Here is a 21096-nt window from a genome sequence, read left to right as displayed (position 1 = left end):
CGCCGCTCGCCGCAAACCGGTGCGCTGGCTACACTGGAGATCCATACAGCCCCTGCCATGTCACCGCCCCGCCGCCTGATCGCCCACCTCGACATGGACGCCTTCTACGCGTCCTGCGAGCTGCTGCGCTACCCCGAGCTGCGCGGCCAGCCGGTGGTCATCGGCGGCGGCCGGCGCCACCAGCCCGAGCGCGGCCCCGACGGCCAGTGGCGCTTCGCCCGCCTGGGTGACTACACCGGCCGCGGCGTCATCACCACCGCCACCTACGAGGCCCGGGCCCGCGGCCTGCACTCGGCCATGGGCATGATGAAGGCTGCCCAGCGCGCCCCCGAGGCGGTGCTGCTGCCGGTGGATTTCGAGCTGTACCGCGCCTGCTCGCGCCGCTTCAAGGCCGCGGTGGCCGAGCTGGCGCCGGTGATCGAGGACCGCGGCATCGACGAGATCTACATCGACCTGACCCAGGTGCCCGGCGCCCAGGACACCGTCGGCCACGACCCACTGGGCGGCGTGCGCGCGCTGGCGCGCGAGATCAAGAACAACGTGCACCGCGCCACCGGCCTGACCTGCTCGATCGGCGTCACGCCCAACAAGCTGCTCGCCAAGATCGCCTCCGAGCTGGACAAGCCCGACGGCCTGACCCTGTTGATGGCCGACGAACTGCCCGAGCGCATCTGGCCGCTGCCGGTGCGGCGCATCAACGGCATCGGCCCCAAGGCCGGTGCCCGGCTGCAGGCCATGGGCATCGAGACCATCGGCCAGCTCGCCGCCCACCCGCGTGCCGACCTGGTCACCCGTTTCGGCCGCAGCTACGGCGCCTGGCTGCACGAGGCCGCGCATGGCCGCGACGATCGGCCGCTGGTCACCGACAGCGAGCCGGTGTCGATGAGCCGCGAGACCACCTTCGAGCGCGACCTGCACGCGGTGCGCGACCGCACCGAGCTGGGCCGCATCTTCACCCAGCTGTGCGAGCAGGTGGCGGCCGACCTGGCCCGAAAGCGCTATGCCGGCCGCACCGTGGGCATCAAGCTGCGCTTCGACGATTTCCGCACCGTCACGCGCGACCTGACGCTGCCCGAGGCCACCCAGGACGCAGCGGCGATCCGCCACGCCGCCGGCCTGTGCCTGAAGCGGGTGGACCTGTCCAGGCGGCTGCGCCTGCTGGGCGTGCGGGTGGCCCGGCTGGAGCCGGGTCAGAAGCGGTCGATCACCTGAATCAAGGGGTGCGCCGGGCCGGCAGCGGCCTCCAGGTGCTGGCGCGCCAGGTGGGCGTCCTCACGGGCGCCGCTGCTGTCGCCGCTGGCCCGGCGCAGGCGGGCGCGCAGCCAGAGGTCCTCGGCCACCACCACGCTGGCCTGCGGGTCGATCACATGCCGCTGCGCCAGCGCCAGCGCGGTGGCAGCCGCTTGCAGGGCCTGGTCGAGGTCGCCGCGGCGCCAGGCCAGCACGGCGCGTGAGCGGTGCCAGGGGCTCCAGACATGCGGTGTGGTCGACGCGGTGCGCTGCAGCAGGGTCTGCGTCTCGTCAAGCAGGGCCTGGGCCTGGTCCAGCTGCCCCTCGGCCAGCGCCACATCGATCGCCAGCATCAGCACCGAGCGCGCCTGTGGCCGCCCGGCCTGGCGGGCGGCGGCCACCAACACCTCGGCGCGCGCCAGGTCGCGCCGCGCGGCCGCCACATCGCCCAGCGCCAACCGCGCCCGGCCCGCCTGGACCAGCGAGAAACGCGCATTGCCCGGCGCCTCCTGCCGCAGGGCCTCGCCGGCCAGTTGCTCCAGCGCCGTGGCTGCGCGCTGCCACTGGCCCAGCGCCAGCCAGGTTGTGGCCAGCTCCATGCGCACCGGCAGCGGCTGGCTGCCCTCGGCGGCGCTGAAGCGGCCCTCGCCGCCATGCGCCGCCTCGGCCTGCCGCGCCTGACCGCCCTCGCGCAGCGCGCTGGCCAGCACGCCCCAGGCATTGCGCAGCCCCGGCGTGTTGGCGCGTCCGATGTCGTCCAGCAGCGCGATGCTGCGCCGCGTGCTGCGCACCGCATCGGCGAACTGCCCGGCCTCCAGCTGCGCCCGGGCCAGTGCGTTGAGCGCCTCGGAGTGTGCTTCGCGCCGCGACAGGCCGGCGCGCTGCTGCAGCGCCAGGGCCTGGCCGATCAGGGCCACCGCCTGGCCGGGCTGGCCAACGATGCGCGCCATCAGCGCTTCTTCCAGCAGGCACTCGGCGCGGGCGGTGAGCTGGCCGGCGGTCTGCTGGGGATTGAGCGCCTGCGCCTGTTTCAGCAGCGCCTGCGCCGCGTCGGAGTCACCCGCCATCGCGTGCATGGCGGCACGGATGCACATCAGCTGCGCCAGCGCACCGGCATCGCCGTGCTGCTGCAACAGCGGTGCCGCTTCATCGAACACCTCATTGGCGCGGCCTTGCTCCGAGATCCAGCGGAACTGCTCGCCCACACCCAGCAGCAGCGCGCCGCGCAGGCCGGGGTCGTCGCGGTACTGGGCGCGCACCATCAGCAAGGCGCTGTCAAGCTGCTTGACCATCTCCTCATCGGCATGGCGCCCGGCAAAGTCGGACAGCACGAAGCTCGAGAGGTCGGCCTGGGCCGCCGCCAGATGCTCGGCGCGGCGGGCCGATTCGGCCTCGCGGTCGGCGCGCTCGCGCGCCAGCACGGCGGCGTCACGCTGGGCACGCGCCTCCTCGGCCTGCCACCAGGCGGCCCCGGCCCCGCCCAGCACCGCCAGCGTGGTGGCTGCCGCCGCCACCGAGGCCACACGGTGGCGCCACACCGCCTTGCGCGCCAGCACCCACCAGGGCTCGCGCCGGGCGCGCAGCGGCAGGTGCTGCAAGTGGCGGCGCAGGTCATCAGCAAAGGCATCAACGCTGGGGTAGCGCTGGCGCGGGTCCTTCTGCAGCGCGGTGGCCAGGATGGTGTCCAGGTCACCGCGCAGCGCGCGCCGCAGCGCAGGGGGGGTGGCGGCCTCACTGGCGCGGCGCGGCTCGGCATGCAGCACGGCCTGCTCCAGCTCGCCGCGGGTACCGCGGTCCAGGCGGTAGGGGCGCGTGCCGCTGAGCAGCTCGAACAGCACCACGCCCAGCGAATAGACATCGGCGGCGGTGCCGATCGCACCGCCCGACAGCTGCTCCGGCGCCGCGTAAGGCACGGTCAGCGCGCGACCCAGCTCGCGGGTCAGTTCGCTGTCCTCGGCCACGCCGTCCTCCAGCAGCCGCGCGATGCCGAAATCCAGCAGCCGCACCTGGCCGTCGGCGCTGACCAGGATGTTGCCGGGCTTGAGGTCGCGGTGCACCACCAGGCTGGCGTGCGCATAGGCCACCGCATCCATCACCTGCAGCATCAGGCCGATGCGTGCGGGCACGTCCAGCTCGGCCTGCTGGCAGTGCAGGTCCAGCGGCTGGCCCTGCACCAGCTCCAGCGCCAGCCAGGGCCGACCTTGCTCGTCGACGCCGGCGTCATACAGGCGCGCAATGTTGGGATGCGCCAGCGTGGCCAGAATGGCCCGCTCGCGGGCAAAGCGCTCGGGCAGCCCGCTGCGCCAGGCCTGGGCGAAGGGCAGCTTCAGCGCCACCTGTCGACCCTGCAGCAGCTGCCGGTGCTCGGCCAGCCAGACCTCGGCCATGCCACCCTGGCCCAGCGGCCGCAGCAGCCGGTACGGCCCGATCAGGTGGCCGGGCGCCAGCGGTTCCGGGCCGGGCGGCCCCATGGCCGGCAGCGCCTCCAGGCGGCTGGCCTCGTCCTCGCTGAGGGTCAGCAGGCGCTGCAGCGGCTCGCGCAGGTCGCCAGCGTCGGGCGGCAGCGCGTCCAGCCAGGCCTGGCGCTGCGGCGCCGGCAGCGCCAGGGCCTGGTCCAGCAGGCCGCGCAGGCGCTGCCAGGACGGTGCGTCCAGTCCGCTCCAGGGCGTGGAGGGGGTCGTCATCGGTGCTCAGCGTGACCGCGGGTCGGCAGCGACCACATCCAGGCTGCCACCGCGCTGCAGCAGACGGCCGGCACCCAGCACCAGGGCGTCGGCAGCGCCCACAGTGCCCACAGGCTGCTGACCGTCATCATGGCGGTCGCCCATTGCTTGGCGCGCAGCGGCAGCGCGCGGTGCGCGCGCCATTCCCGCACGATCGGGCCCCAGCGCGGGTGGCCGAGCAGCCAGGCCTCCCAGCGCGCGCTGCCCCGGGCAAAACAAGCCGCCGCCAACAGCACGAACGGCGTGGTGGGCAGCAAGGGCAGGAAGATGCCCACGATGCCGGTCACCAGGGCCAGCGCACCGGCCAGCAACCACAGTGGCCGCACCCAGGGCCAGCGCGAGCGGGTGACGGGCGGCAGGGCGGGCGGAGCAGACATCGGCGCCGATGGTAGCCGCCCCTGCGCCAGCGCAGACCGCCCGGACAGCAGCTGGGCGACAATCCTGCCCATTCCGACTGCATCACACCGCCGCCATGCCCTCGCTGCACTGGAGTCCCGAGATCGCCCTGGACCATCCCGAGATGGACCAAACCCACCAGGAGTTCGTCGACCTGCTGGCCGCCTCCGAGGAAGCGCTGGCCCGCTCGCCCGCCGAGGGCTTGGCGGCCTACCGCCACCTGGTCGAGCACACCGTGGGCCATTTCGGCCAGGAAGACCGCTGGATGGCGGCCACCGGCTTCGCGCCCGAGAACTGCCACAGCTACCAGCACGGCCAGGTGCTCGAGCTGATGCAGGAGGTGACCCGGCTGGCCCAGGACGAGCAGGACTTCGGCCCACTCACCCGCGTGCTGCCCGAGCTGGCCAAGTGGTTCGTTCAGCATGCGCAGAGCATGGATGCGGCACTGGCCTCGCACCTGCAGCAGGTGGGCTTCGACCCCGCCACGGGGGTGATGGCGCGGCCGCCGGTGGCCGAAGATGCCCAGACCGGTTGCGGCGGCAGCAGCTGCTCGCCCTCCCCCGCCGAGCAGCCTGCCGCGGCCTGACCGCCCCGCATGGCCGACGACCTGCGCCTGCCCTCGATCGACGCGCTGCGCGCCTTCGAGGCCGCCGCGCGCCTGGGCACCTTCGAGCGCGCCGCCGACGAGCTGTCGGTCACCGCCAGCGCGATCGGCAAGCGCATCGCCTCGCTCGAAGACCTGCTGGGCACACCGCTGCTGTTGCGCGGCCCCAAGGCGCTGTCGCTCAGCGCGGTGGGCAAGGAGTACCTGGAGCAGGTGCGCGCCGCGCTGGCCCTGCTGTCGGCGGTGCCGCTGCACCGGCGCAGCGCCCAGCGGCGGCAGAAGGTGCGCCTGTCCTCGCCGCCCACCTTCGCGCGCGAGGTGCTGGTGCCGGCACTGCCCGCCTTCACCCGCGCCCATGACGACATCGAGCTCGAGATCACGCTGACCGTGCCCTACCTCGAGGGCCCGCTCAGCGACCCCGACCTGGAGGTGCGCTACCTGGCCACCGACGAGGGCGAGCTGCTGATGCACGACCCGGTGCTGCCGCTGCTCAGCCCGGCGCTGCTGGCCGACGGCGTGCCACCCGATTCGCTGGATGTGCTGCGCACACTGCCGCTGCTGCGCACCCCGGCCGAGCCGTGGCTGCCCTGGTTCCGTGCCCAGGGCCTGGACTGGCCCGAACCCGACCGCGGCCCGCGCCTGGTCGACCTGGGCATGACGCTGGAGGCCGCGGCCTGCGGCCAGGGCGTGGCACTGTCACGGCCGTCGATCGCCCGCGCCTGGCTGCGCGCCGGACGTTTGCAGCCGCTGCTGGGCGCCGGCAGGACGCCGGGCAGCACGTCGGCCTTCGCCTACCGTCTGGCGCGCTGCAACGAGGACGCCGCGGTGCTGGGGGTGGCTGCCTGGGTGAGCCGCGCCGCCGCCGACGCGGTGGCCGAGGCGGCGGCGCTGATGGCCTGATCCGGTCCGCCCCGAAAACTTTTCCGGCGCCTGGCCGGGCCGCTGCCGCTAGCATCCCGGCCCACAGGAGACACACGACATGCCGGTGATCACAACCATTGAAGACCTGCGCCAGCTGGCCCAGCAACGCGTGCCGCGGATGTTCTACGACTACGCCGATTCCGGCTCGTGGACCGAGGGCACCTACCGCGCCAACGAGAGCGACTTCCAGCCGATCAAGTTCCGCCAGCGCGTGGCCGTGAACATGGAGAACCGCAGCACCGCCACCACCATGGTCGGCCAGGCGGTGAAGATGCCGGTGGCGATCGCCCCGGTGGGCCTGACCGGCATGCAGCATGCCGACGGCGAGATCCTGGCGGCCAAGGCGGCCGAGAAGTTCGGCATCCCGTTCACGCTGTCGACGATGAGCATCTGCTCGATCGAGGACATCCGCGCCCACACCACGGCGCCGTTCTGGTTCCAGCTCTACATGATGCGCGACCGCGAGGCCATGGCCCGCATGATCGGCCGCGCCAAGGACGCCGGCTGCTCGGCGCTGGTGCTGACGCTGGACCTGCAGGTCATCGGCCAGCGCCACAAGGACCTGAAGAACGGCCTGACCGCGCCGCCTCGCCCCACCCTGGCCAACATCATCAACCTGATGACCAAGCCGCGCTGGTGCCTGGGCATGGCCGGCACGAAGCGCCGCACGTTTGGCAACCTGGTGGGCCACGTCAAGGCGGTGACCGACATGAACTCGCTGGCCTCCTGGACCAACGAGCAGTTCGACCCGCGCCTGTCCTGGCCCGACATCGAGTGGGTCAAGCAGCAGTGGGGCGGCAAGCTGATCCTCAAGGGCATCATGGACGAGGTCGACGCGAAGCTGGCGGTGGAGTCCGGCGCCGACGCGATCGTGGTGAGCAACCACGGCGGCCGCCAGCTCGATGGCGCCGAGTCCAGCATCCACGCCTTGCCGCGCATCGTGGCGGCGGTGGGCTCGCAGATCGAGGTGCACATGGACGGCGGCATCCGCTCCGGCCAGGACGTGCTCAAGGCCTGGGCGCTGGGCGCCAAGGGCACCTACATCGGCCGGGCGATGGTCTACGGCCTGGGCGCGATGGGCGAGGAAGGCGTGACCAAGGCGCTGCAGATCCTGCACAAGGAGCTGGACGTGACCATGGCCTTCTGCGGCCACACCCGTATCACGGACGTCGGCAGGGACATTCTGCTGCCGGGTTCCTTTCCCACCGCCTGAGGATCAAACTGCCCGCTCGGACGGCCGTTTTTTCGGCCGTCGCACCGAGCGCGGCCACGCGAGCATGGTGGCACGCCAAGGAGTGCCCCATGACGCTGATGCAGCTGAGCGCGATCCACCACTGGTTGCTCGACCACAAGGACGCGCGTCCCCTCGAGTTCCACACCTGGGACGGAGTGCTGACCGTGTGGCTGATGGGCTGGCTGGGCGTGCCCGCCGAATTGCTGCTCGACGAACCCTGGGGCGTGATCGCCTGCGCGATGGCGCTGCTGGTGCCGCAGACCTACGTGGCCTTGCGCACCCGCCTGCACGCCCGCGGGGCCCTGCGCTGCGACTGGCTGGGCTGCACCTCCCGCTGAGCCGCGGCGTCCTCCGCACTTCGGAGGATGCCCTGGCGCCAGCGCCGGCCTAGGCTACGCCCGCCGAGGCCGACCCGGGGCCACCTCGGTCCGATGCCTGTCGGCCCCGACGGAGGAACGAATCCATGACGACATGGCGCACAAGCTGCCGCCTGGGATGCCTGGCTGCGCTGCTGGGTCTCACCACGCTGCCCAGCCTGGCACGGGAGCTGGCCTACCTGGCCACGCCAGGGTACGGCACGCCCTTCGCATTCCTGATCGACTGGCAGCCGCAGGGGCGTGCGTCGGTGGTCAGTTTTGACGGCGCCGGCGCCGGCGCGGTGAGCAGCGAAGCCAGCAACCGGGTGATCACGCTGGACGCGCCGATCAGCGTCTGGACCACCGCCGATGAGCCCACTGACTGCGACGGTGGTTACCCGAATGTGCGGATCGACATCCAGCGTATCGGCGTGCGGCCGGTTCAGGGCAACAGCCGCTTGGGCCAGTCGGCGATCACGCAGGCGGGCACCACCACCGTGCTCAGCGGCTGTGCCACCGGCCGGGTCACGCCGTGGGGCGGCATTGCCGAGACCGGCGGCCTGCTGGTGAACCACAGCGACCGATCGCGGTTCGCCTCGCCCGACGCGGTGAGCGTGGGCAGCCAATGGGTGGGCTTCAGCGATGCGATCTATCCCTACTACTCGGGCGCGACAGCCAACCCGGCCAGCGTGGAGGAGGGCCAGCTGCGCTTTCGCGACGGCGGTGCCGTGGTGCCCCTGACGCGGCGAGCCGATGGCTGGTTCGTGCTCGACTTGGGTGACCGGGGCCAGCGGGGCTATCTGCGCATTGCTGAAGCCGACGGCAGCGGCCAGGAAGCCTGGTTGGCCGCCATGTGGTCAGGCGACCGGCCCGTCCAGGTGGCTCGCTCACCGATGGTGCATCCGCAGCTCGGCGACTGGGGCGGCCTGCGCAAGTCGGCGCGCCACTGGCTGCTGACGCCCACCGAGTTCACCCAGACCCAGGTGTTCGTCGACCTCTTGAGCAACGGCTCGGGCGAATGGTTGCATGTGGATCGGGACACCGGCGAGACAGACCACCTGCCGCTGCTGCGCTGGCGCGTCAATGGCTCGGTGATCGAACTGGACACCGACGCCTTCAATGGCGCCTACCGCGTCCGGCGATGGGAGTGGCTGGCGCGCACGGGCCGCAATGTCAGCGTGCTGGAGTCGATGATCGAGTACCAGCCCGACGGCACGCAGCGCGTGGTCCTGAGGCCGCGGCTCAACCTCTACCGCGACGAAGGCCGTCGTTAAGGCTCATCGCGCCTCGGCGGCGACCGGTCCAGCCTCTCTCGGGCCTGAACCAGCGCCGCCGACACCACCATCTCCAGCAGCACCGGGTCCACCGCCGCCGCCGGATCCAGCCGCCATTGGCGCGCCCCGCCCAGAGCCGGCCGTTCGGCCAGCACCGCCGCGGGCCAGTGGGCGCCCTGCAGCATCTGCAGGTTCAGGTGTCCGCGCGCGGGCACCAGTGCCAGCACCGGCAGGCTGTCCACGCTGAAGACCAGCTTGCCCCACTGGATGCTTTCGGCCAGCTCGGGGCCGGCCTGCCGCACCTGCCGGCGCACCGACTCGGCCAGCTCGCGCAAGGGCGGCGACAGGAAGTCGATCCAGCTGGCCACCAGGGCCTTGTTCCGTCCGGCATGCCGCATCGACCGCTCCGATGCGGGGCCGACGCCTCGGCCCCTTACAGCTCCCTGGCCGCGAACGTATCACAGTCGCGCAACTGCGCGCCCTCCAGTCCCTTGCGGAACCAGCTCACGCGCTGGCGGCTGGTGCCGTGGGTGAAGGTCTCGGGCACCACCCGGCCCCGGGACTGCTGCTGCAGCGCGTCGTCGCCGATGCGGCTGGCCGCGTTCAGCGCCTCCTCGATGTCGCCCTGGTCCAGCCAGCGCTGGGCCTGCTCGGACTGGCGGGCCCACAGCCCGGCCAGGCAGTCTGCCTGCAGCTCCACCCGCACCGACATGGCATTGGCCTGCGCGGCGCTCTGGCGCTGGCGCATGGCGTCGACCTTGCCGGTCACGCCCATCAGGTTCTGCACGTGGTGGCCCACCTCATGGGCGATCACATAGGCCTGGGCAAAGTCGCCCGGCGCGCCCAGGCGGCTGCGCAGCGTGTCGTAGAAGGCCAGGTCGATGTAGACCTGCCGGTCCCCGGGGCAGTAGAACGGCCCCATCGCCGCCTCGCCGCGGCCGCAGGCGGTGGGCGTGCTGCCGCGGAAGAGCACCAGCGTCGGCGGCTCGTAGATCGAGCCGGCCGACTTGAACAAGCCGCCCCAGACATCCTCGGTGCTGCCCAGCACGGCCGCCACGAACGCGGCCTCGGCGTCGCCGGCCTTGGGTCGGCCGATGTTGCCGGTGGCCGGCGCCGCCGCGGGCAGCTCAGCCCCGCCACCCAGCACGCCCAGCACGGTCATCGGGTTGATGCCCAGCAGCCAGCTGGCCAGCAGGGCCACGACGATCGTGCCCAGGCCCAGACCGCGGCCGCCACCCAGGCGCAGGCCCGGGCCGGCGCTGCCGGTCGGCCCGGCCTCACGCCGGTCGTCGATGTGGTCGCTCTGTCGTTGTCCTTGCCAGCGCATGGTGACTGCCTCCTGCCGTGGCGAAGGCGACGGCCTCCCCCACCGGCATTCTGCGCAGGCCCGGGCCGGCGCGCCAAGGGCGGATCACCCCCGGTCGCGGCGTGGGCGCCACTCAGTCGTGCAGATGCCGCGGGTCGGCGTCCTGTTCGTAGGCACGGAACAGGTGCAGCGCCAGGCGCCGCAGCGGATCGCTGGCGCTGGTGTGGGCGCTGGCAATGCAGTCGAAGGCGTAGGGGCGGTCGTAGCACATGCGCGCCACCTGGACCGTCTGGCCCTCGCCAGCCATCAGCGCCTGAAAGCGCAGCATGTCGGCCATCGACGCGCCACGGGCCAGTGGCAGGCGACGCGGCAGCAGCGGCGCCCGGCGCAGCGTGACCGGGGCGACCGGCGGGCGGATCGGGGTGCGGGAGAGGGCTTGGGGTTGCATCGCAGGCTCCTGGCGGCCATGGGGACCGCATGGCTGCGGATGGTGCGCTGCAGCAGCCCGGGACCAAGACCGGAAAAGCCGGGCCAAGGCCCGCCGTCTTCCGGCGGCCCTAGAACCGCGGTGCCGCGCCCTGCAGGTAGCCGTCCAGCGCCTGGACCCAGGCGTCGGCGCGCAGGTCGGCCTCGGCCAGGCTGAGGATGCGCACACCGGCGTCGCCCAGCATCTTCAGCGCCGCCTCCTGCGAGCGCTGCTGGTGCGGCTTGCGGCGCAGCCAGACCACCTCGGTGATGCCCACCTGAATGATCGACTGCGTACAGCGCGGGCAGGGAAACTGCGTGGTGTAGATGCGGCTGCCGGTCAGGGGCAGCGTCACGCAGTTCAGGATGGCGTTCATCTCGGCGTGCACCACGTAGCTGTGCCGGGACAGGAAGGGGTCGTCGTCCTGGTCGGACCAGTAGACCGGATCCTGGTCGGAGCAGCCGCGCGGCAGGCCGTTGTAGCCCACGCCCAGGATGCGGTGGTCGGCGCTGGCGATGCAGGCGCCATTGCGCGTGAGGCCGTCCTTGGACCGGGCCGAGGCCAGCAGGGCCACACCCATGAACATCGAATGCCAGTCGATCAGGGCCTTGTTCACGTCGTTCACGCCTGCCAGCATAGCCCATGGCCGGGGTACGCTCGGGACATGGTCGATGACAACACCGCTGTTCCACCCGCCACCCTGCTGGTCATGGGCTGCGGCAGCGTGGGCGCCTTCCTGGCTGCGCGCCTGCAGGCCGCCGGTGCGGTGGTGCACTGCGTCGGCCGCGGCCGCATGCTCAACGCACTGCGCACGCACGGCCTGCGCGCCACCGACATCGAGGCTGCGCCGGTGGAACTGCCGGTCGACTCACTGCACCTGCACGAGCGCCTGCCCTCGGGCCTGCTGCCCGATCTGACGCTGCTCACCGTCAAGTGCAGCGGCACCGCCGACGCCGCGCGCGCGCTGGGGCAGCGCCTGCCGCCGGGCTCGCCGGTGCTGAGCCTGCAAAACGGCATCGACCAGGCCGCTCAGGCCCGCGAGTGGGCGCCGCGGCTGGACTGGCTCACCGGCATGGTGCCCTTCAACGTGGCCGAGCTGGCGCCAGGGCATCTGCACCGTGGCACCACCGGCCGCCTGGCCGCCGAGGACGCGCCGGTGCTGCAGCGCCTGGCGCCGCTGTTCGCCCACGCCGGGCTGCCCCTGCAGCGCCACGCCGACATGCGACCGGTGCAGTGGGGCAAGCTGCTGCTCAACCTGAACAACCCGGTCAATGCCCTCTCGGGCTTGCCGTTGCGCGCCGAGCTGATGAACCGCGGCTACCGCCGTATCCTGGCGGCGCTGCAGCGCGAGGCCCTGGCCGCGCTGGCCGCGGCCGGCATCGCCCCGGCCCGCATGACCCCGCTGCCGCCGCAGCGCCTGCCAGCTATGCTGGAGGCGCCGGACTGGCTGTTTCGGCTGCTGGCGCGGCGCATGCTGCGCATCGACCCGCAGGCGCGCTCCAGCATGGCCGACGATCTGGCCCAGGGCCGCCGCACCGAGATCGATGAGCTCTGCGGTGCCGTCGTCCGCCTGGGTCGTGAGCACGGTGTGGCCACGCCACTGAACGAGCGCATGCTGTCGCTGGTGGGCCACTGGCCGCCGCCGGGCGAATGGCCCGGCGCGGACGCGCTGCACCAGGCCCTGCACGCGTCCGCGCCCTGAACCGGCATGCACAAGTCCACCCTGAACCGCTACGATGCAGCCTGACCGCCTCGAGCTGCCGAGGAGACGACCATGAACTCAGCCTTCCGTCCCGCCACCGACCTGCTGGTGCAGTACGCGCGCCTGCACCGCGACCGGCGCAACATCCTGACCCACGCCGTGGGCGTGCCGCTGGTGGTGTTTGCGCTGGGCGTGCTGCTGGGCCGGCCGCGCTGGGACAGCGGCTGGACGCCGGCCTGGGCGCTGTGGTGCCTGACTGCGCCCTGGTACCTGTCGCGCGGCCAGGTGGGCCTGGGGGTGGCGGCCACGCTGCTCAATGCGCTGCTGCTGGCACTGGCCACGCCGCTGGCCGCCAGCGGCTCGTGGCTGGTGGTGGGCGTCGGTGCGCTGCTGGTGGGCTGGTCGGCGCAATGGGCCGGCCACTACTACGAAGGCCGCCGCACCGACGCGATCGACGATCCCACCCGGCTGCTGGTTGGCCCGCTGTTCGTGGCGGCCGAGGCGTTGTTCGCGCTGGGCCGCTGCCGGCCGCTGCGCGAGCAGATCGAGCGCGCCGCCGGACCCACCCGGCTGCGCGACCTCACGGTGCCGGCCTGAGCGGCACCCCGCCAGGGCCTCAGGTGCCTTTGGACACCGTGATGGTCGGGAACTTCGACGAGTAGTCCTTGGCCTTCTTGGCCACCGCCACCGCCACCTGGCGCGCCACGCTGCGGTAGATGCCGGCGATCTCGCCGTCGGGATCAGCCACCACGCTGGGGCGGCCGCTGTCGGCCTGCTCGCGGATCGACAGGTTCAGCGGCAGCGCGCCCAGGTAGGGCATGTTGAAGTCCTGCGACATCTTCATGCCACCGCCCTGGCCGAAGATGTGTTCGGTGTGGCCGCAATTGGGGCAGCAGTAGACCGCCATGTTCTCGACCACGCCGATGATGGGCACGCCCACCTTCTCGAACATGCTGACGCCCTTGCGGGCGTCCAGCAGGGCGATGTCCTGCGGCGTGGTGACGATCACCGCGCCAGTCAGCGGCACGCGTTGGCTCAGCGTGAGCTGAATGTCGCCGGTGCCGGGCGGCATGTCGACCAGCAGGTAGTCCAGGTCCTGCCAGTTGGTCTGGCGCAGCAGCTGGTCCAGGGCCTGGGTGGCCATCGGGCCACGCCAGATCATGGCCTGGTCGGCCTCGACGATGAAGCCGATCGACATCACCTGCACGCCGTGGCCGATCATCGGCTCCATCGACTTGCCGTCGACGCTTTCCGGGCGGCCGTCGATGCCCATCATCATCGGCTGGCTGGGGCCGTAGATGTCGGCATCCAGGATGCCCACGCGGGCGCCCTCGGCGGCCAGCGCCAGCGCCAGGTTGACGGTGGTGGTGCTCTTGCCCACACCACCCTTGCCCGAGGCGATGGCGATGATGTTCTTCACGCCCGGCAGCAGCGGCACGCCGCGCTGCACCGAGTGGGCGGTGATCTTGAAACCCAGGTTGGCGCTGACGTTGCCCACGCCGGGCACGCTGCGCGCGGCGGCGATCAGCGCCTGGCGCAGCGCCGGAATCTGGGTGGCGGCCGGGTAGCCCAGTTCCACATCGAAGGACACGTCGGTGCCGTCGATGCGCAGGTTCTTCAGCTGCCGGGTGCTGACCAGGTCCTGCTGGGTGTTGGGATCAATGACGGTCTGCAGCGCAGCGAGCAGGGCGGATTCAGTCAGTGCCATGGGGAGTTCGGAGCGTGGATGGGGTGGGACGCGGCGCAGTCTAGCCCAGGGCCGATACCCTGCCCCGCGCCGGGCCCTCCGGCACGGGTTGCGCGCTCAGTGATCGTCCTGCTCGCAGGCGCGGCGCAGATCGGCCAGCGGATCGTCCACCCGGCAGGCCCGGTCCAGGTCGTAGGCGCGGCGGATGCGGTCAATGCGGAAGGCGCGGTCCTTGCCGCGGGTCTCGCAGTGGCCCAGGATCTGTTGGCGCGGACCGCGCTCCAGCAGGTGCGAGATCTGCACCGTGCGCACGCTGACGCCGCCGTCCTGGGTCTCGTAGTGGATGCGCCAGCGCGCCTGCAGCGCCCGCGCGCCAGGCGGCACGCCGGACGGCGAATCGGGATCGTCGCTGGGATCGGGGGGCAGGCTCACGAGGGCGGCTCCGGGCAGGCAGGTCGGCAGGAGGAGGCCGGCAAAGACCCCTCCGGCAGCCTGACATCCTAGCGTTACCGCGCGCCCAGAACGCCTGCGATCGTGGGGGTCAGGCGCGGCGCAGCGCCTGGGCAGCCAGCAGCAGCCGCTCCGGCGTGGCCGGACTGACCAGCGGCACCGGCGCGGGCCCGGGTCTGACCGCGCCCACCGCATCCTTCAGCGCGAAGAACACGCTCAGGCCCAGCATCAGCGGCGGCTCACCGGTGGCCTTGATGTTGAACGGCGTGGGCTTGATGTTGCGGCCGTCGAACAGGTGGACGTTGAACTGCTCGGGCACGTCGGAGGCGACCGGGATCTTGTAGGTGCTGGGGCCATGGGTCAGCAGCTTGCCCTTGGCGTCCCACAAGCACTCTTCCATCGTCAGCCAGCCCATGCCCTGGATGAATCCGCCCTCGATCTGGCCCCGGTCGATGGCCGGGTTGATCGAGCGGCCGACGTCGTGGACCATGTCGGCGCGCAGCAGCCGCCATTCGCCAGTCAGCAGGTCGAGCTCGACCTCGCTGACCGAGGCACCGTAGCAGTAGTAGTAGAAGGCCCGGCCCTGCAGCTTCAGCGGGTCGTAGCCAATCTCGGGCGTGCGGTAGAAGCCGGTCTGGCTCAGGCCCACGCGGGCCGCCCAGGCCTTGTTGGCCAGGGTCTTGAAGTCCAGGAACTGGCCGGTCGGGCTGCTGACGCCGTCGCCGCCAAACACCACCTGCTCGGCGGTGCAGCCCAGGGCCTCGGCGGCCACCGGCGCCAGGCGGGCCCGCAGCTGTTCACAGGCATGGCGGGTGGCGGCGCCGTTGAGGTCAAAGCCGCTGGACGCGGCCGTGGCCGAGGCGTTGGGCACCTTGAGCGTGTCAGTGGCGGTCACCCGCACCCTCGCCACGCTGATGCCGAGCTCATCGGCCGCCAGCTGGGCGATCTTGGTGTTCAGGCCCTGCCCCATTTCGGTGCCGCCATGGTTCACCGCCACCGAGCCGTCATTGAAAATGTTGACCAGCGCACCAGCCTGGTTCAGCAGCGTGGCGGTGAAGCTGATGCCAAACTTGAGCGGCGTCAAGGCCAGGCCGCGCTTGACGGTCTTGTGCGCTGCATTGAACGCCGCCACCTCGGCGCGCCGCACCGCATAGTCGGCCTTGGCCTCAACCTCGGCGATGACCTGGTCGCCCACCCAGTCCTCGATCTGCTGGCCGTACTGCGTGGTCAGCGTGGCCGGGTCGGCACTGGCGTGGTAGAGGTTGGCCCGGCGCACCGCCAATGGGTCCTTGCCCAGGTGGCGGGCGATCTCGTCCATCACCGTCTCGATCGCGAACATGCCCTGCGGACCGCCGAAGCCGCGGAAGGCGGTGCTGCTTTGCGTGTGGGTGCGGCAGCGGTGACCCACCACGTGAACGTTGGGCAGGTAGTAGGTGTTGTCGATGTGCAGCAGCGCGCGGTCATTGACCGGACCCGAGTAGTCCATGGTCGGGCCGCAGCGCGAGGCCAGCATCAGGTCCAGGCCCAGCACCCGGCCGGCGTCGTCGAAGCCGACGTCGTAGTCGATGCGGAAGTCATGGCGCTTGCCGGTGATCAGCATGTCGTCGTCACGGCAGGCACGCAGCTTGACGGGCTTCTTCAGCAGGAACGCGGCCAGCGCGGCGCTTTGCGAGAAGATGCTGGCATTGCCCTCCTTGCCGCCAAAGCCGCCGCCCATGCGCCGGCAGATGACCTCGACGTCCTTGGTCTGCAGGTTCAGCGCCGCGGCGGCTTCCTTCTGGTTGCCCTCGGGGTGCTGGCTGCTGGTGTAGATCGTCAGCTGGCCGTCTTCGCGCGGGACCGCATAGCTGACCTGGCCTTCCAGGTAGAACTGCTCCTGCTGGCCGGTGCGGGTGCTGCCCGACAGCCGGTGCGGTGCGGCGGCCAGCGCGGCGGCGGCGTCACCGCGCACCACGGTCTTGCTGGGCATGACCCAGCTCTGGGCTTCCAGTGCCTGCTCGATCGTCAGGATCGCGGGCAGCTCCTCAATGGACAGCTTGGCCTTGCGCGCGGCTTCACGGGCATAGACCATTTCGCGCGCCACCACCACCGCCACCGGCTGGCCCAGGTAGTTCAGCTCGCCCGGGCACAGGAAGGGGTCGTCGTGGACGATCGGGCCGCAGTTGTTCTCGCCCGGGATGTCCTCGGCAGTGAACACGGCCACCACGCCGTGCTCGGCCAGCAGCGCCGCCTTGTCGACACCGTTGTGCGGCCCCGTCAGCCGGCCATGCGCCACGGGCGAGGTCACCAGCGCGGCGTACAGCGTGCCGCGCAGCTCGGGGATGTCGTCGGTGAAAGTGGCCTCGCCGCTGACATGCAGCACGGCCGATTCATGCGCCACCTCCTTGCCGGAGAACGGGCCGGTGGCGGCGGGCAGCAGCGACTTCAGGGATTCGGGAGCGTTCATGCCAGGGCTGCCTCTTCGTTGCCGATGAATCGGAGGACCAGGTTGCGGGCCACCAGCGAGCGGTAGGCCCAGGTGCCGCGCAGGCCGTCACGCGCCGGGAAGGCGGTGGCCACCACGGCGTCCACCTCGGCCGCGGTGATGCTGTCGGGCGCGCGCCCTTCCAGCAGCGACTCCAGCGCCGGCACCCGCTGCGGGAAGGGCGTGACGCCGTTGACCGCCAGACGCAGGCCGCGCAGACGGCCGTCCTGCAGCGTGTAGCGTGCCGCGGCGCAGATGGCAGAGATGTCCTGGTCGAAGCGCTTGCTGACCTTGTGCGCCACGAAGACCTCGCCGGCCTGCCGGCGCGGGATCTCCACTGCCTCGATCAGTTCGTCCGCCTGCAGCACATGGGCCTTCATGCCGGTGTAGAACGCGTCCATCGCCACGCGCCGGGTGCGGCCGGCACGGCGCAGCACCAGCGTCGCGCCCAGTGCCATCAGGCAGGGCATGCTGTCGCCGATCGGCGAGCCATTGGCGATGTTGCCGGCCAGCGTGGCGGTGGAGCGGATCGGCGGCGAGCCAAAGCGGCGCAGCACCTCGGCAAAGTCGGGCCAGTCGGCATGGACCAGCGTCAGCACGCGTTCCAGCGACACGCTGGCGCCCACGCGCCAGGCGGCAGGCGTGGTCTGCACCCGCTGCAGCTCGGCCACATTGCCCAGGTAAACGATGTGCTCGGGACGGTGAAACTGCTTGTTGACCTGCAGGCCGATCTCGGTGGAGCCGGCCAGCAGCGTGGCGCCGGGGGCGTCCTGCAGCGCCTTGTCCAGCTCGGCCAGGTTGGCCGGCGAGGTGAAGCTGCTGCCCTTGCGGGTGCGCACCACCGGCTGCACCAGCAGTTCGCCATCGAGCGAGTAGGTGGGCGCGGCATCGCGGCGGATCTGGCGCAGCAGCGGCAGGTCGGCGCTGTCGTCGAGCTTCAGCGCGGCGGCACCGGCGGCACTGGCCTCGAGTGCGGCGTCGACGATCGGCCGGTAGCCGGTGCAGCGGCACAGGTTGCCCTGCAGCGCGTCATTGACCTGCTGGCGGCTGGGCGTGGGCAGCACCTGCATCAGGCCGGCCAGGCTCATCGCGAAGCCCGGCGTGCAAAAGCCGCACTGCGTGCCGTGGCAGCCCACCAGCGCCTGCTGCACCGGGTGCAGGCTGCCATCGGCGCGCTTCAGGCTCTCGACCGTCTTCAGGCTCTTGCCGTCCAGCGTGGGCAGCAGCTGCATGCAGCTGTTGACCGCGATGTAGTCCACCGCGTCACCGGCGGTATTGAGCGTGCCCACCAGCACCGTGCAGGCGCCGCAGTCGCCCTCGGCGCAGCCTTCCTTGGTGCCGCTGCGATGCTGGTGCTCGCGCAGGAAGTCGAGCACGGTGGTGGTTCGGCGCAGGCCCTGGGCCTCGATGATGCGGCCGTCAATGACGACCCGGACGGTGTTGGTGGCCTGCGACATGCAGCGGCTCCGGCTGGGAAAGAAGAATCGGCCCGGGATTATCGGGTGGCTGGGCACCCGGTGGCCGATGCCCCTCGGGAGAACACCGAGGCATCCTTGACGCGGGCACGAATCATGCAAGCAGCGTCTGGTTGACAATGCGCGCGGACCGCCGCCGTCCACCCGCCTCAAGAATGACCCTCTGGAGCCCTGTTTCATGACCTTCGCCCGCCGCTCGATCCTCGCCCTGGCCGCCCTTGCCGGCCTGCTGGGCACTGCCCTGCCTGCCGCCGCCCAGGAGACGGCCGTCAAGTTCCAGCTCGACTGGCGCTTCGAAGGTCCCAGCGCTTTCTTCCTGCTGCCGGCGGCCAAGGGCCAGTTCAAGGCCGAGAAGCTCAATGTCACGGTCGACGCCGGCAACGGCTCGGGCAACGCGGTCAACCGCGTGGCTTCGGGCACCTACGACATGGGCTTCGCCGACCTGTCGGCGCTGATGGAGTTCCACGCCAACAACCCCACCGCGCCGAACAAGCCGGTGGCGGTGATGATGGTCTACAACAACACGCCGGCCGCGGTGTTCGCGCTCAAGAAGAGCGGCATCAAGACCCCCGCCGACCTCGCCGGCAAGAAGCTCGGCGCGCCGGTCTTTGACGCCGGCCGCCGCGCCTTCCCGATCTTCCAGAAGGCCAACAGCATCGGCAAGGTCGAGTGGGTCTCGATGGACCCGCCGCTGCGCGAAACCATGCTGGCCAAGGGCGATGTCGATGCCATCACCGGCTTCTACTTCACCAGCCTGCTGAACCTGGAGGCGCGCGGCATCAAGGCTGAGGACGTCAACGTCATGATGTACCCGGCCCACGGCGTCAAGCTGTACGGCAACGTCATCATCGCCGGCGAGGAGTTCCTGAAGAAGAACCCGGAAGCGGTCAAGGCCTTCCTGCGCGCCTTCACCCAAGGTGCCAAGGCGGTGATCGCCGATCCGAAGGCCGCCATTGCGGTGGTCAAGGAGCGCGACGGCATCATCAACGCCGATCTGGAGGAAAAGCGCCTGAAGCTGGCGATCGACTCCTCGGTGGCCACCGCCGACGCCAAGGCCGAGACCTTTGGCGAGGTCAGCAAGCCGCGCCTGGCGCTGATGGCCAGCCAGGTGGCCGATGCCTTCCAGACCAAGGGCCGCATCAACCCTGACGCGGTCTGGAACGGCAACTTCCTGCCCAGCGCCGCCGAGCGCAACATCTTCGCCAAGAAGTGAGCTGATGGCCTTCGTCGACTTCAACGGGGTCTGGCTCGCCTACAACGACGAGCTGCTGGCCCAGGGCCACTACGCGGTCGAGGACATCCACCTGCAGGTCGACGAGGGCGAGTTCATCGCCATCGTCGGGCCTTCGGGCTGCGGCAAGTCCACCTTCATGAAGCTGGCCACCGGCCTGAAGCGGCCCAGCCAGGGCACGGTGATCATCGGCGGCAAGGAAGTGACCGGGCCGCTGAAGATCACCGGCATGGCCTTTCAGGCCCCCAGCCTGCTGCCCTGGCGCACCACGGTGGCCAACGTGATGCTGCCGCTGGAGATCGTCGAGCCCTACCGCAGCAGCTTCAAGCAGAAGAAGGCCGAGTACGAGGCCAAGGCCCGCGCCCTGCTGCAAAGCGTGGGCCTGGGCGGCTACGAGGACAAGTTCCCCTGGCAGCTCTCGGGTGGCATGCAGCAGCGCGCCAGCATCTGCCGCGCGCTGATCCATGAGCCCAAGATGCTGCTGCTCGACGAGCCCTTCGGCGCCCTGGATGCGTTCACCCGCGAAGAGCTGTGGTGCACGCTGCGCGACCTGCAGGCGGCGCAGAAGTTCAATGTCATCCTGGTCACCCATGATCTGCGCGAAAGCGTCTTCCTGGCCGACACCGTCTACGTGATGAGCAAGAGCCCTGGCCGCATGGTGGTGCGCCGCCAGATCGACCTGCCGCGCCCGCGCGACCTGGAGATCACCTACACGCCGCAGTTCACCGACATCGTCCATGAGCTGCGCGGCCACATCGGCGCGATGCGCAAGCAGGGCGTGGAGATCGCCCAATGACGCGCAAGAGCCTGGAAGCCTGGTCACCCTGGGTGCTGCTGGTGCTGATCCTGCTGGTCTGGCAGGCGATCTGCAGCGCCTTCAACGTCAGCGAGTTCATCTTCCCCAGCCCGGCGCGCATCTGGGAGCAGTTGCTGGAATACAAGGAAGTCATCGCCGGCCATGCCTGGCGCACCTTCTGGGTGACGATGGCGGGCTTCGCGATCGCCATCGTGGTGGGTGTGCTGCTGGGCTTCCTGATCGGCAGCTCGCGCGTGGCCTACACCGCCTTCTATCCGCTGATGACCGGCTTCAATGCGCTGCCCAAGGCGGCCTTCGTGCCGGTGTTGGTGGTGTGGTTCGGCATCGGCATCGGCCCGGCCATCCTGACCGCCTTCCTGATCAGCTTCTTCCCGATCACCGTGAACATCGCCACCGGCCTGGCCACGCTGGAGCCCGAGCTCGAGGATGTGCTGCGCGTGCTGGGCGCCAGCCGCTGGGATGTGCTGACCAAGGTCGGTCTGCCGCGCTCCATGCCCTACTTCTTTGGCAGCCTGAAGGTGGCGATCACGCTGGCGTTTGTGGGCACCACGGTGTCCGAGATGCAGGCCTCCAACGAGGGCATCGGCTACCTGCTGGTCAGCGCCGGCAGCGCCATGCAAATGGGCCTGGCCTTTGCCGGCCTGGTGGTGGTGGGCGCGATGGCCATGGCCATGTACGAGCTCTTCAGCTGGATCGAGAAGCACACCACGGCCTGGGCGCACCGCGGCTCGCAGTCGCACTGACGGCTTGGGCACAATCG

General features: G+C 70.9%; 21 protein-coding genes. 11 read left to right on the top strand and 10 right to left on the bottom strand.

The features are described 5' to 3' along the window. The first annotated feature begins 57 nt into the window (after positions 1–57). The gene (dinB, locus tag KAK06_RS01800; RefSeq protein ID WP_210800030.1) at positions 58–1212 is read left to right on the top strand and encodes a DNA polymerase IV; all 1155 of its coding nucleotides are present in this window, start codon (positions 58–60) and stop codon (positions 1210–1212) included. On the opposite strand, the gene KAK06_RS01795 is transcribed toward dinB, so the two are convergent. Next, on the bottom strand, positions 1191–3914 hold the full coding sequence (locus KAK06_RS01795; protein WP_210800028.1) for a serine/threonine-protein kinase: 2724 nt from the start codon (positions 3912–3914) through the stop codon (positions 1191–1193). The genes dinB and KAK06_RS01795 overlap by 22 nt on opposite strands. Next, complete coding sequence (locus KAK06_RS01790; RefSeq protein ID WP_210800027.1) at positions 3911–4330, bottom strand: YbaN family protein; 420 nt, start codon at positions 4328–4330, stop codon at positions 3911–3913. The genes KAK06_RS01795 and KAK06_RS01790 overlap by 4 nt, the downstream gene beginning before the upstream one ends. A 95-nt stretch (positions 4331–4425) precedes the next feature. Between KAK06_RS01790 and KAK06_RS01785 the strand changes: the two genes are divergently transcribed. From KAK06_RS01785 to KAK06_RS01765, 5 genes are all read left to right on the top strand, one after another. Beyond that, the gene (locus KAK06_RS01785) at positions 4426–4935 is read left to right on the top strand and encodes a hemerythrin domain-containing protein (protein ID WP_210800025.1); all 510 of its coding nucleotides are present in this window, start codon (positions 4426–4428) and stop codon (positions 4933–4935) included. Between the two features lie 9 nt (positions 4936–4944). Then, positions 4945–5853 (top strand): LysR substrate-binding domain-containing protein, encoded by a 909-nt coding sequence (locus KAK06_RS01780; RefSeq protein ID WP_210800024.1) that lies wholly within the window; start codon positions 4945–4947, stop codon positions 5851–5853. A 79-nt stretch (positions 5854–5932) separates the two neighbouring features. After that, entirely contained in the window at positions 5933–7087 is a 1155-nt protein-coding gene (locus tag KAK06_RS01775) for an alpha-hydroxy acid oxidase (protein ID WP_210800023.1), read from the top strand. Between the two features lie 89 nt (positions 7088–7176). After that, a complete protein-coding gene (locus KAK06_RS01770) occupies positions 7177–7446 on the top strand; it encodes a hypothetical protein (protein ID WP_210800022.1) in 270 nt (89 codons plus the stop codon). A gap of 125 nt (positions 7447–7571) precedes the next feature. Continuing rightward, positions 7572–8738: a hypothetical protein gene (locus tag KAK06_RS01765; RefSeq protein WP_210800021.1), complete on the top strand. Its 1167-nt coding sequence runs from the start codon at positions 7572–7574 to the stop codon at positions 8736–8738. Here the strand turns inward: KAK06_RS01765 and KAK06_RS01760 are convergent. The 4 genes from KAK06_RS01760 to KAK06_RS01745 all read right to left on the bottom strand — a co-directional run bounded on the left by KAK06_RS01760 (position 8735) and on the right by KAK06_RS01745 (position 11135). Further along, positions 8735–9136 carry a DUF1801 domain-containing protein gene (locus tag KAK06_RS01760; RefSeq protein WP_210800020.1) on the bottom strand — a complete coding sequence of 134 codons (402 nt, stop codon included), beginning with the start codon at positions 9134–9136 and terminating at the stop codon, positions 8735–8737. The two genes, KAK06_RS01765 and KAK06_RS01760, sit on opposite strands and share 4 nt — an antisense overlap. Before the next feature lie 35 nt (positions 9137–9171). Further along, the gene (gene ypfJ, locus KAK06_RS01755; RefSeq protein ID WP_210800019.1) at positions 9172–10065 is read right to left on the bottom strand and encodes a KPN_02809 family neutral zinc metallopeptidase; all 894 of its coding nucleotides are present in this window, start codon (positions 10063–10065) and stop codon (positions 9172–9174) included. A gap of 112 nt (positions 10066–10177) precedes the next feature. Next, complete coding sequence (locus KAK06_RS01750) at positions 10178–10492, bottom strand: hypothetical protein (protein WP_210800018.1); 315 nt, start codon at positions 10490–10492, stop codon at positions 10178–10180. Between the two features lie 109 nt (positions 10493–10601). Beyond that, the gene (locus tag KAK06_RS01745) at positions 10602–11135 is read right to left on the bottom strand and encodes a deoxycytidylate deaminase (RefSeq protein WP_310741012.1); all 534 of its coding nucleotides are present in this window, start codon (positions 11133–11135) and stop codon (positions 10602–10604) included. A gap of 39 nt (positions 11136–11174) precedes the next feature. Here KAK06_RS01745 and KAK06_RS01740 point away from each other — a divergent pair, with 39 nt between their 5' ends. Further along, a complete protein-coding gene (locus KAK06_RS01740; RefSeq protein ID WP_210800015.1) occupies positions 11175–12212 on the top strand; it encodes a 2-dehydropantoate 2-reductase in 1038 nt (345 codons plus the stop codon). 72 nt (positions 12213–12284) lie between these two features. Beyond that, positions 12285–12809, top strand: coding sequence for an Mpo1 family 2-hydroxy fatty acid dioxygenase (locus KAK06_RS01735; protein ID WP_210800013.1), 525 nt, complete (start codon positions 12285–12287; stop codon positions 12807–12809). Between the two features lie 19 nt (positions 12810–12828). On the opposite strand, the gene apbC is transcribed toward KAK06_RS01735, so the two are convergent. The 4 genes from apbC to xdhA form a co-directional block, all read right to left on the bottom strand. After that, entirely contained in the window at positions 12829–13920 is a 1092-nt protein-coding gene (apbC, locus tag KAK06_RS01730) for an iron-sulfur cluster carrier protein ApbC (RefSeq protein ID WP_210800011.1), read from the bottom strand. Between the two features lie 96 nt (positions 13921–14016). Then, positions 14017–14331, bottom strand: coding sequence for a WYL domain-containing protein (locus tag KAK06_RS01725; protein WP_210800009.1), 315 nt, complete (start codon positions 14329–14331; stop codon positions 14017–14019). 109 nt (positions 14332–14440) lie between these two features. Then, the gene (gene xdhB, locus KAK06_RS01720; RefSeq protein WP_210800007.1) at positions 14441–16795 is read right to left on the bottom strand and encodes a xanthine dehydrogenase molybdopterin binding subunit; all 2355 of its coding nucleotides are present in this window, start codon (positions 16793–16795) and stop codon (positions 14441–14443) included. Further along, positions 16792–18270, bottom strand: coding sequence for a xanthine dehydrogenase small subunit (gene xdhA, locus KAK06_RS01715; protein ID WP_210800005.1), 1479 nt, complete (start codon positions 18268–18270; stop codon positions 16792–16794). The genes xdhB and xdhA overlap by 4 nt, the downstream gene beginning before the upstream one ends. A gap of 196 nt (positions 18271–18466) precedes the next feature. On the opposite strand from xdhA, the gene KAK06_RS01710 reads away from it, so the two are divergent. The 3 genes from KAK06_RS01710 to KAK06_RS01700 are packed head-to-tail and all read left to right on the top strand — an operon-like array spanning position 18467 to position 21079. After that, positions 18467–19501 carry an ABC transporter substrate-binding protein gene (locus tag KAK06_RS01710; protein ID WP_210800003.1) on the top strand — a complete coding sequence of 345 codons (1035 nt, stop codon included), beginning with the start codon at positions 18467–18469 and terminating at the stop codon, positions 19499–19501. Between the two features lie 4 nt (positions 19502–19505). Next, positions 19506–20315, top strand: a complete 810-nt coding sequence (locus KAK06_RS01705; RefSeq protein ID WP_210800002.1) for an ABC transporter ATP-binding protein — start codon at positions 19506–19508, stop codon at positions 20313–20315. Next, on the top strand, positions 20312–21079 hold the full coding sequence (locus KAK06_RS01700; RefSeq protein ID WP_210800001.1) for an ABC transporter permease: 768 nt from the start codon (positions 20312–20314) through the stop codon (positions 21077–21079). The genes KAK06_RS01705 and KAK06_RS01700 overlap by 4 nt, the downstream gene beginning before the upstream one ends. The last annotated feature ends 17 nt before the right edge of the window (positions 21080–21096 follow it).

Origin of the sequence: Ideonella aquatica (genome assembly GCF_018069755.1) — a bacterium.
Taxonomy (GTDB): domain Bacteria; phylum Pseudomonadota; class Gammaproteobacteria; order Burkholderiales; family Burkholderiaceae_C; genus Ideonella; species Ideonella aquatica.
This window is presented reverse-complemented; position numbering and strand designations above follow the sequence as displayed.

Bases quoted from the DNA above. Each gene is read 5' to 3' on its own strand.
- dinB (WP_210800030.1), top strand. From the start codon at position 58: ATGTCACCGCCCCGCCGCCTGATCGCCCACCTCGACATGGACGCCTTC.
- KAK06_RS01795 (WP_210800028.1), bottom strand. From the start codon at position 3,914: ATGACGACCCCCTCCACGCCCTGGAGCGGACTGGACGCACCGTCCTGG.
- KAK06_RS01790 (WP_210800027.1), bottom strand. From the start codon at position 4,330: ATGTCTGCTCCGCCCGCCCTGCCGCCCGTCACCCGCTCGCGCTGGCCC.
- KAK06_RS01785 (WP_210800025.1), top strand. From the start codon at position 4,426: ATGCCCTCGCTGCACTGGAGTCCCGAGATCGCCCTGGACCATCCCGAG.
- KAK06_RS01780 (WP_210800024.1), top strand. From the start codon at position 4,945: ATGGCCGACGACCTGCGCCTGCCCTCGATCGACGCGCTGCGCGCCTTC.
- KAK06_RS01775 (WP_210800023.1), top strand. From the start codon at position 5,933: ATGCCGGTGATCACAACCATTGAAGACCTGCGCCAGCTGGCCCAGCAA.
- KAK06_RS01770 (WP_210800022.1), top strand. From the start codon at position 7,177: ATGACGCTGATGCAGCTGAGCGCGATCCACCACTGGTTGCTCGACCAC.
- KAK06_RS01765 (WP_210800021.1), top strand. From the start codon at position 7,572: ATGACGACATGGCGCACAAGCTGCCGCCTGGGATGCCTGGCTGCGCTG.
- KAK06_RS01760 (WP_210800020.1), bottom strand. From the start codon at position 9,136: ATGCGGCATGCCGGACGGAACAAGGCCCTGGTGGCCAGCTGGATCGAC.
- ypfJ (WP_210800019.1), bottom strand. From the start codon at position 10,065: ATGCGCTGGCAAGGACAACGACAGAGCGACCACATCGACGACCGGCGT.
- KAK06_RS01750 (WP_210800018.1), bottom strand. From the start codon at position 10,492: ATGCAACCCCAAGCCCTCTCCCGCACCCCGATCCGCCCGCCGGTCGCC.
- KAK06_RS01740 (WP_210800015.1), top strand. From the start codon at position 11,175: ATGGTCGATGACAACACCGCTGTTCCACCCGCCACCCTGCTGGTCATG.
- KAK06_RS01735 (WP_210800013.1), top strand. From the start codon at position 12,285: ATGAACTCAGCCTTCCGTCCCGCCACCGACCTGCTGGTGCAGTACGCG.
- apbC (WP_210800011.1), bottom strand. From the start codon at position 13,920: ATGGCACTGACTGAATCCGCCCTGCTCGCTGCGCTGCAGACCGTCATT.
- xdhB (WP_210800007.1), bottom strand. From the start codon at position 16,795: ATGAACGCTCCCGAATCCCTGAAGTCGCTGCTGCCCGCCGCCACCGGC.
- xdhA (WP_210800005.1), bottom strand. From the start codon at position 18,270: ATGTCGCAGGCCACCAACACCGTCCGGGTCGTCATTGACGGCCGCATC.
- KAK06_RS01710 (WP_210800003.1), top strand. From the start codon at position 18,467: ATGACCTTCGCCCGCCGCTCGATCCTCGCCCTGGCCGCCCTTGCCGGC.
- KAK06_RS01705 (WP_210800002.1), top strand. From the start codon at position 19,506: ATGGCCTTCGTCGACTTCAACGGGGTCTGGCTCGCCTACAACGACGAG.
- KAK06_RS01700 (WP_210800001.1), top strand. From the start codon at position 20,312: ATGACGCGCAAGAGCCTGGAAGCCTGGTCACCCTGGGTGCTGCTGGTG.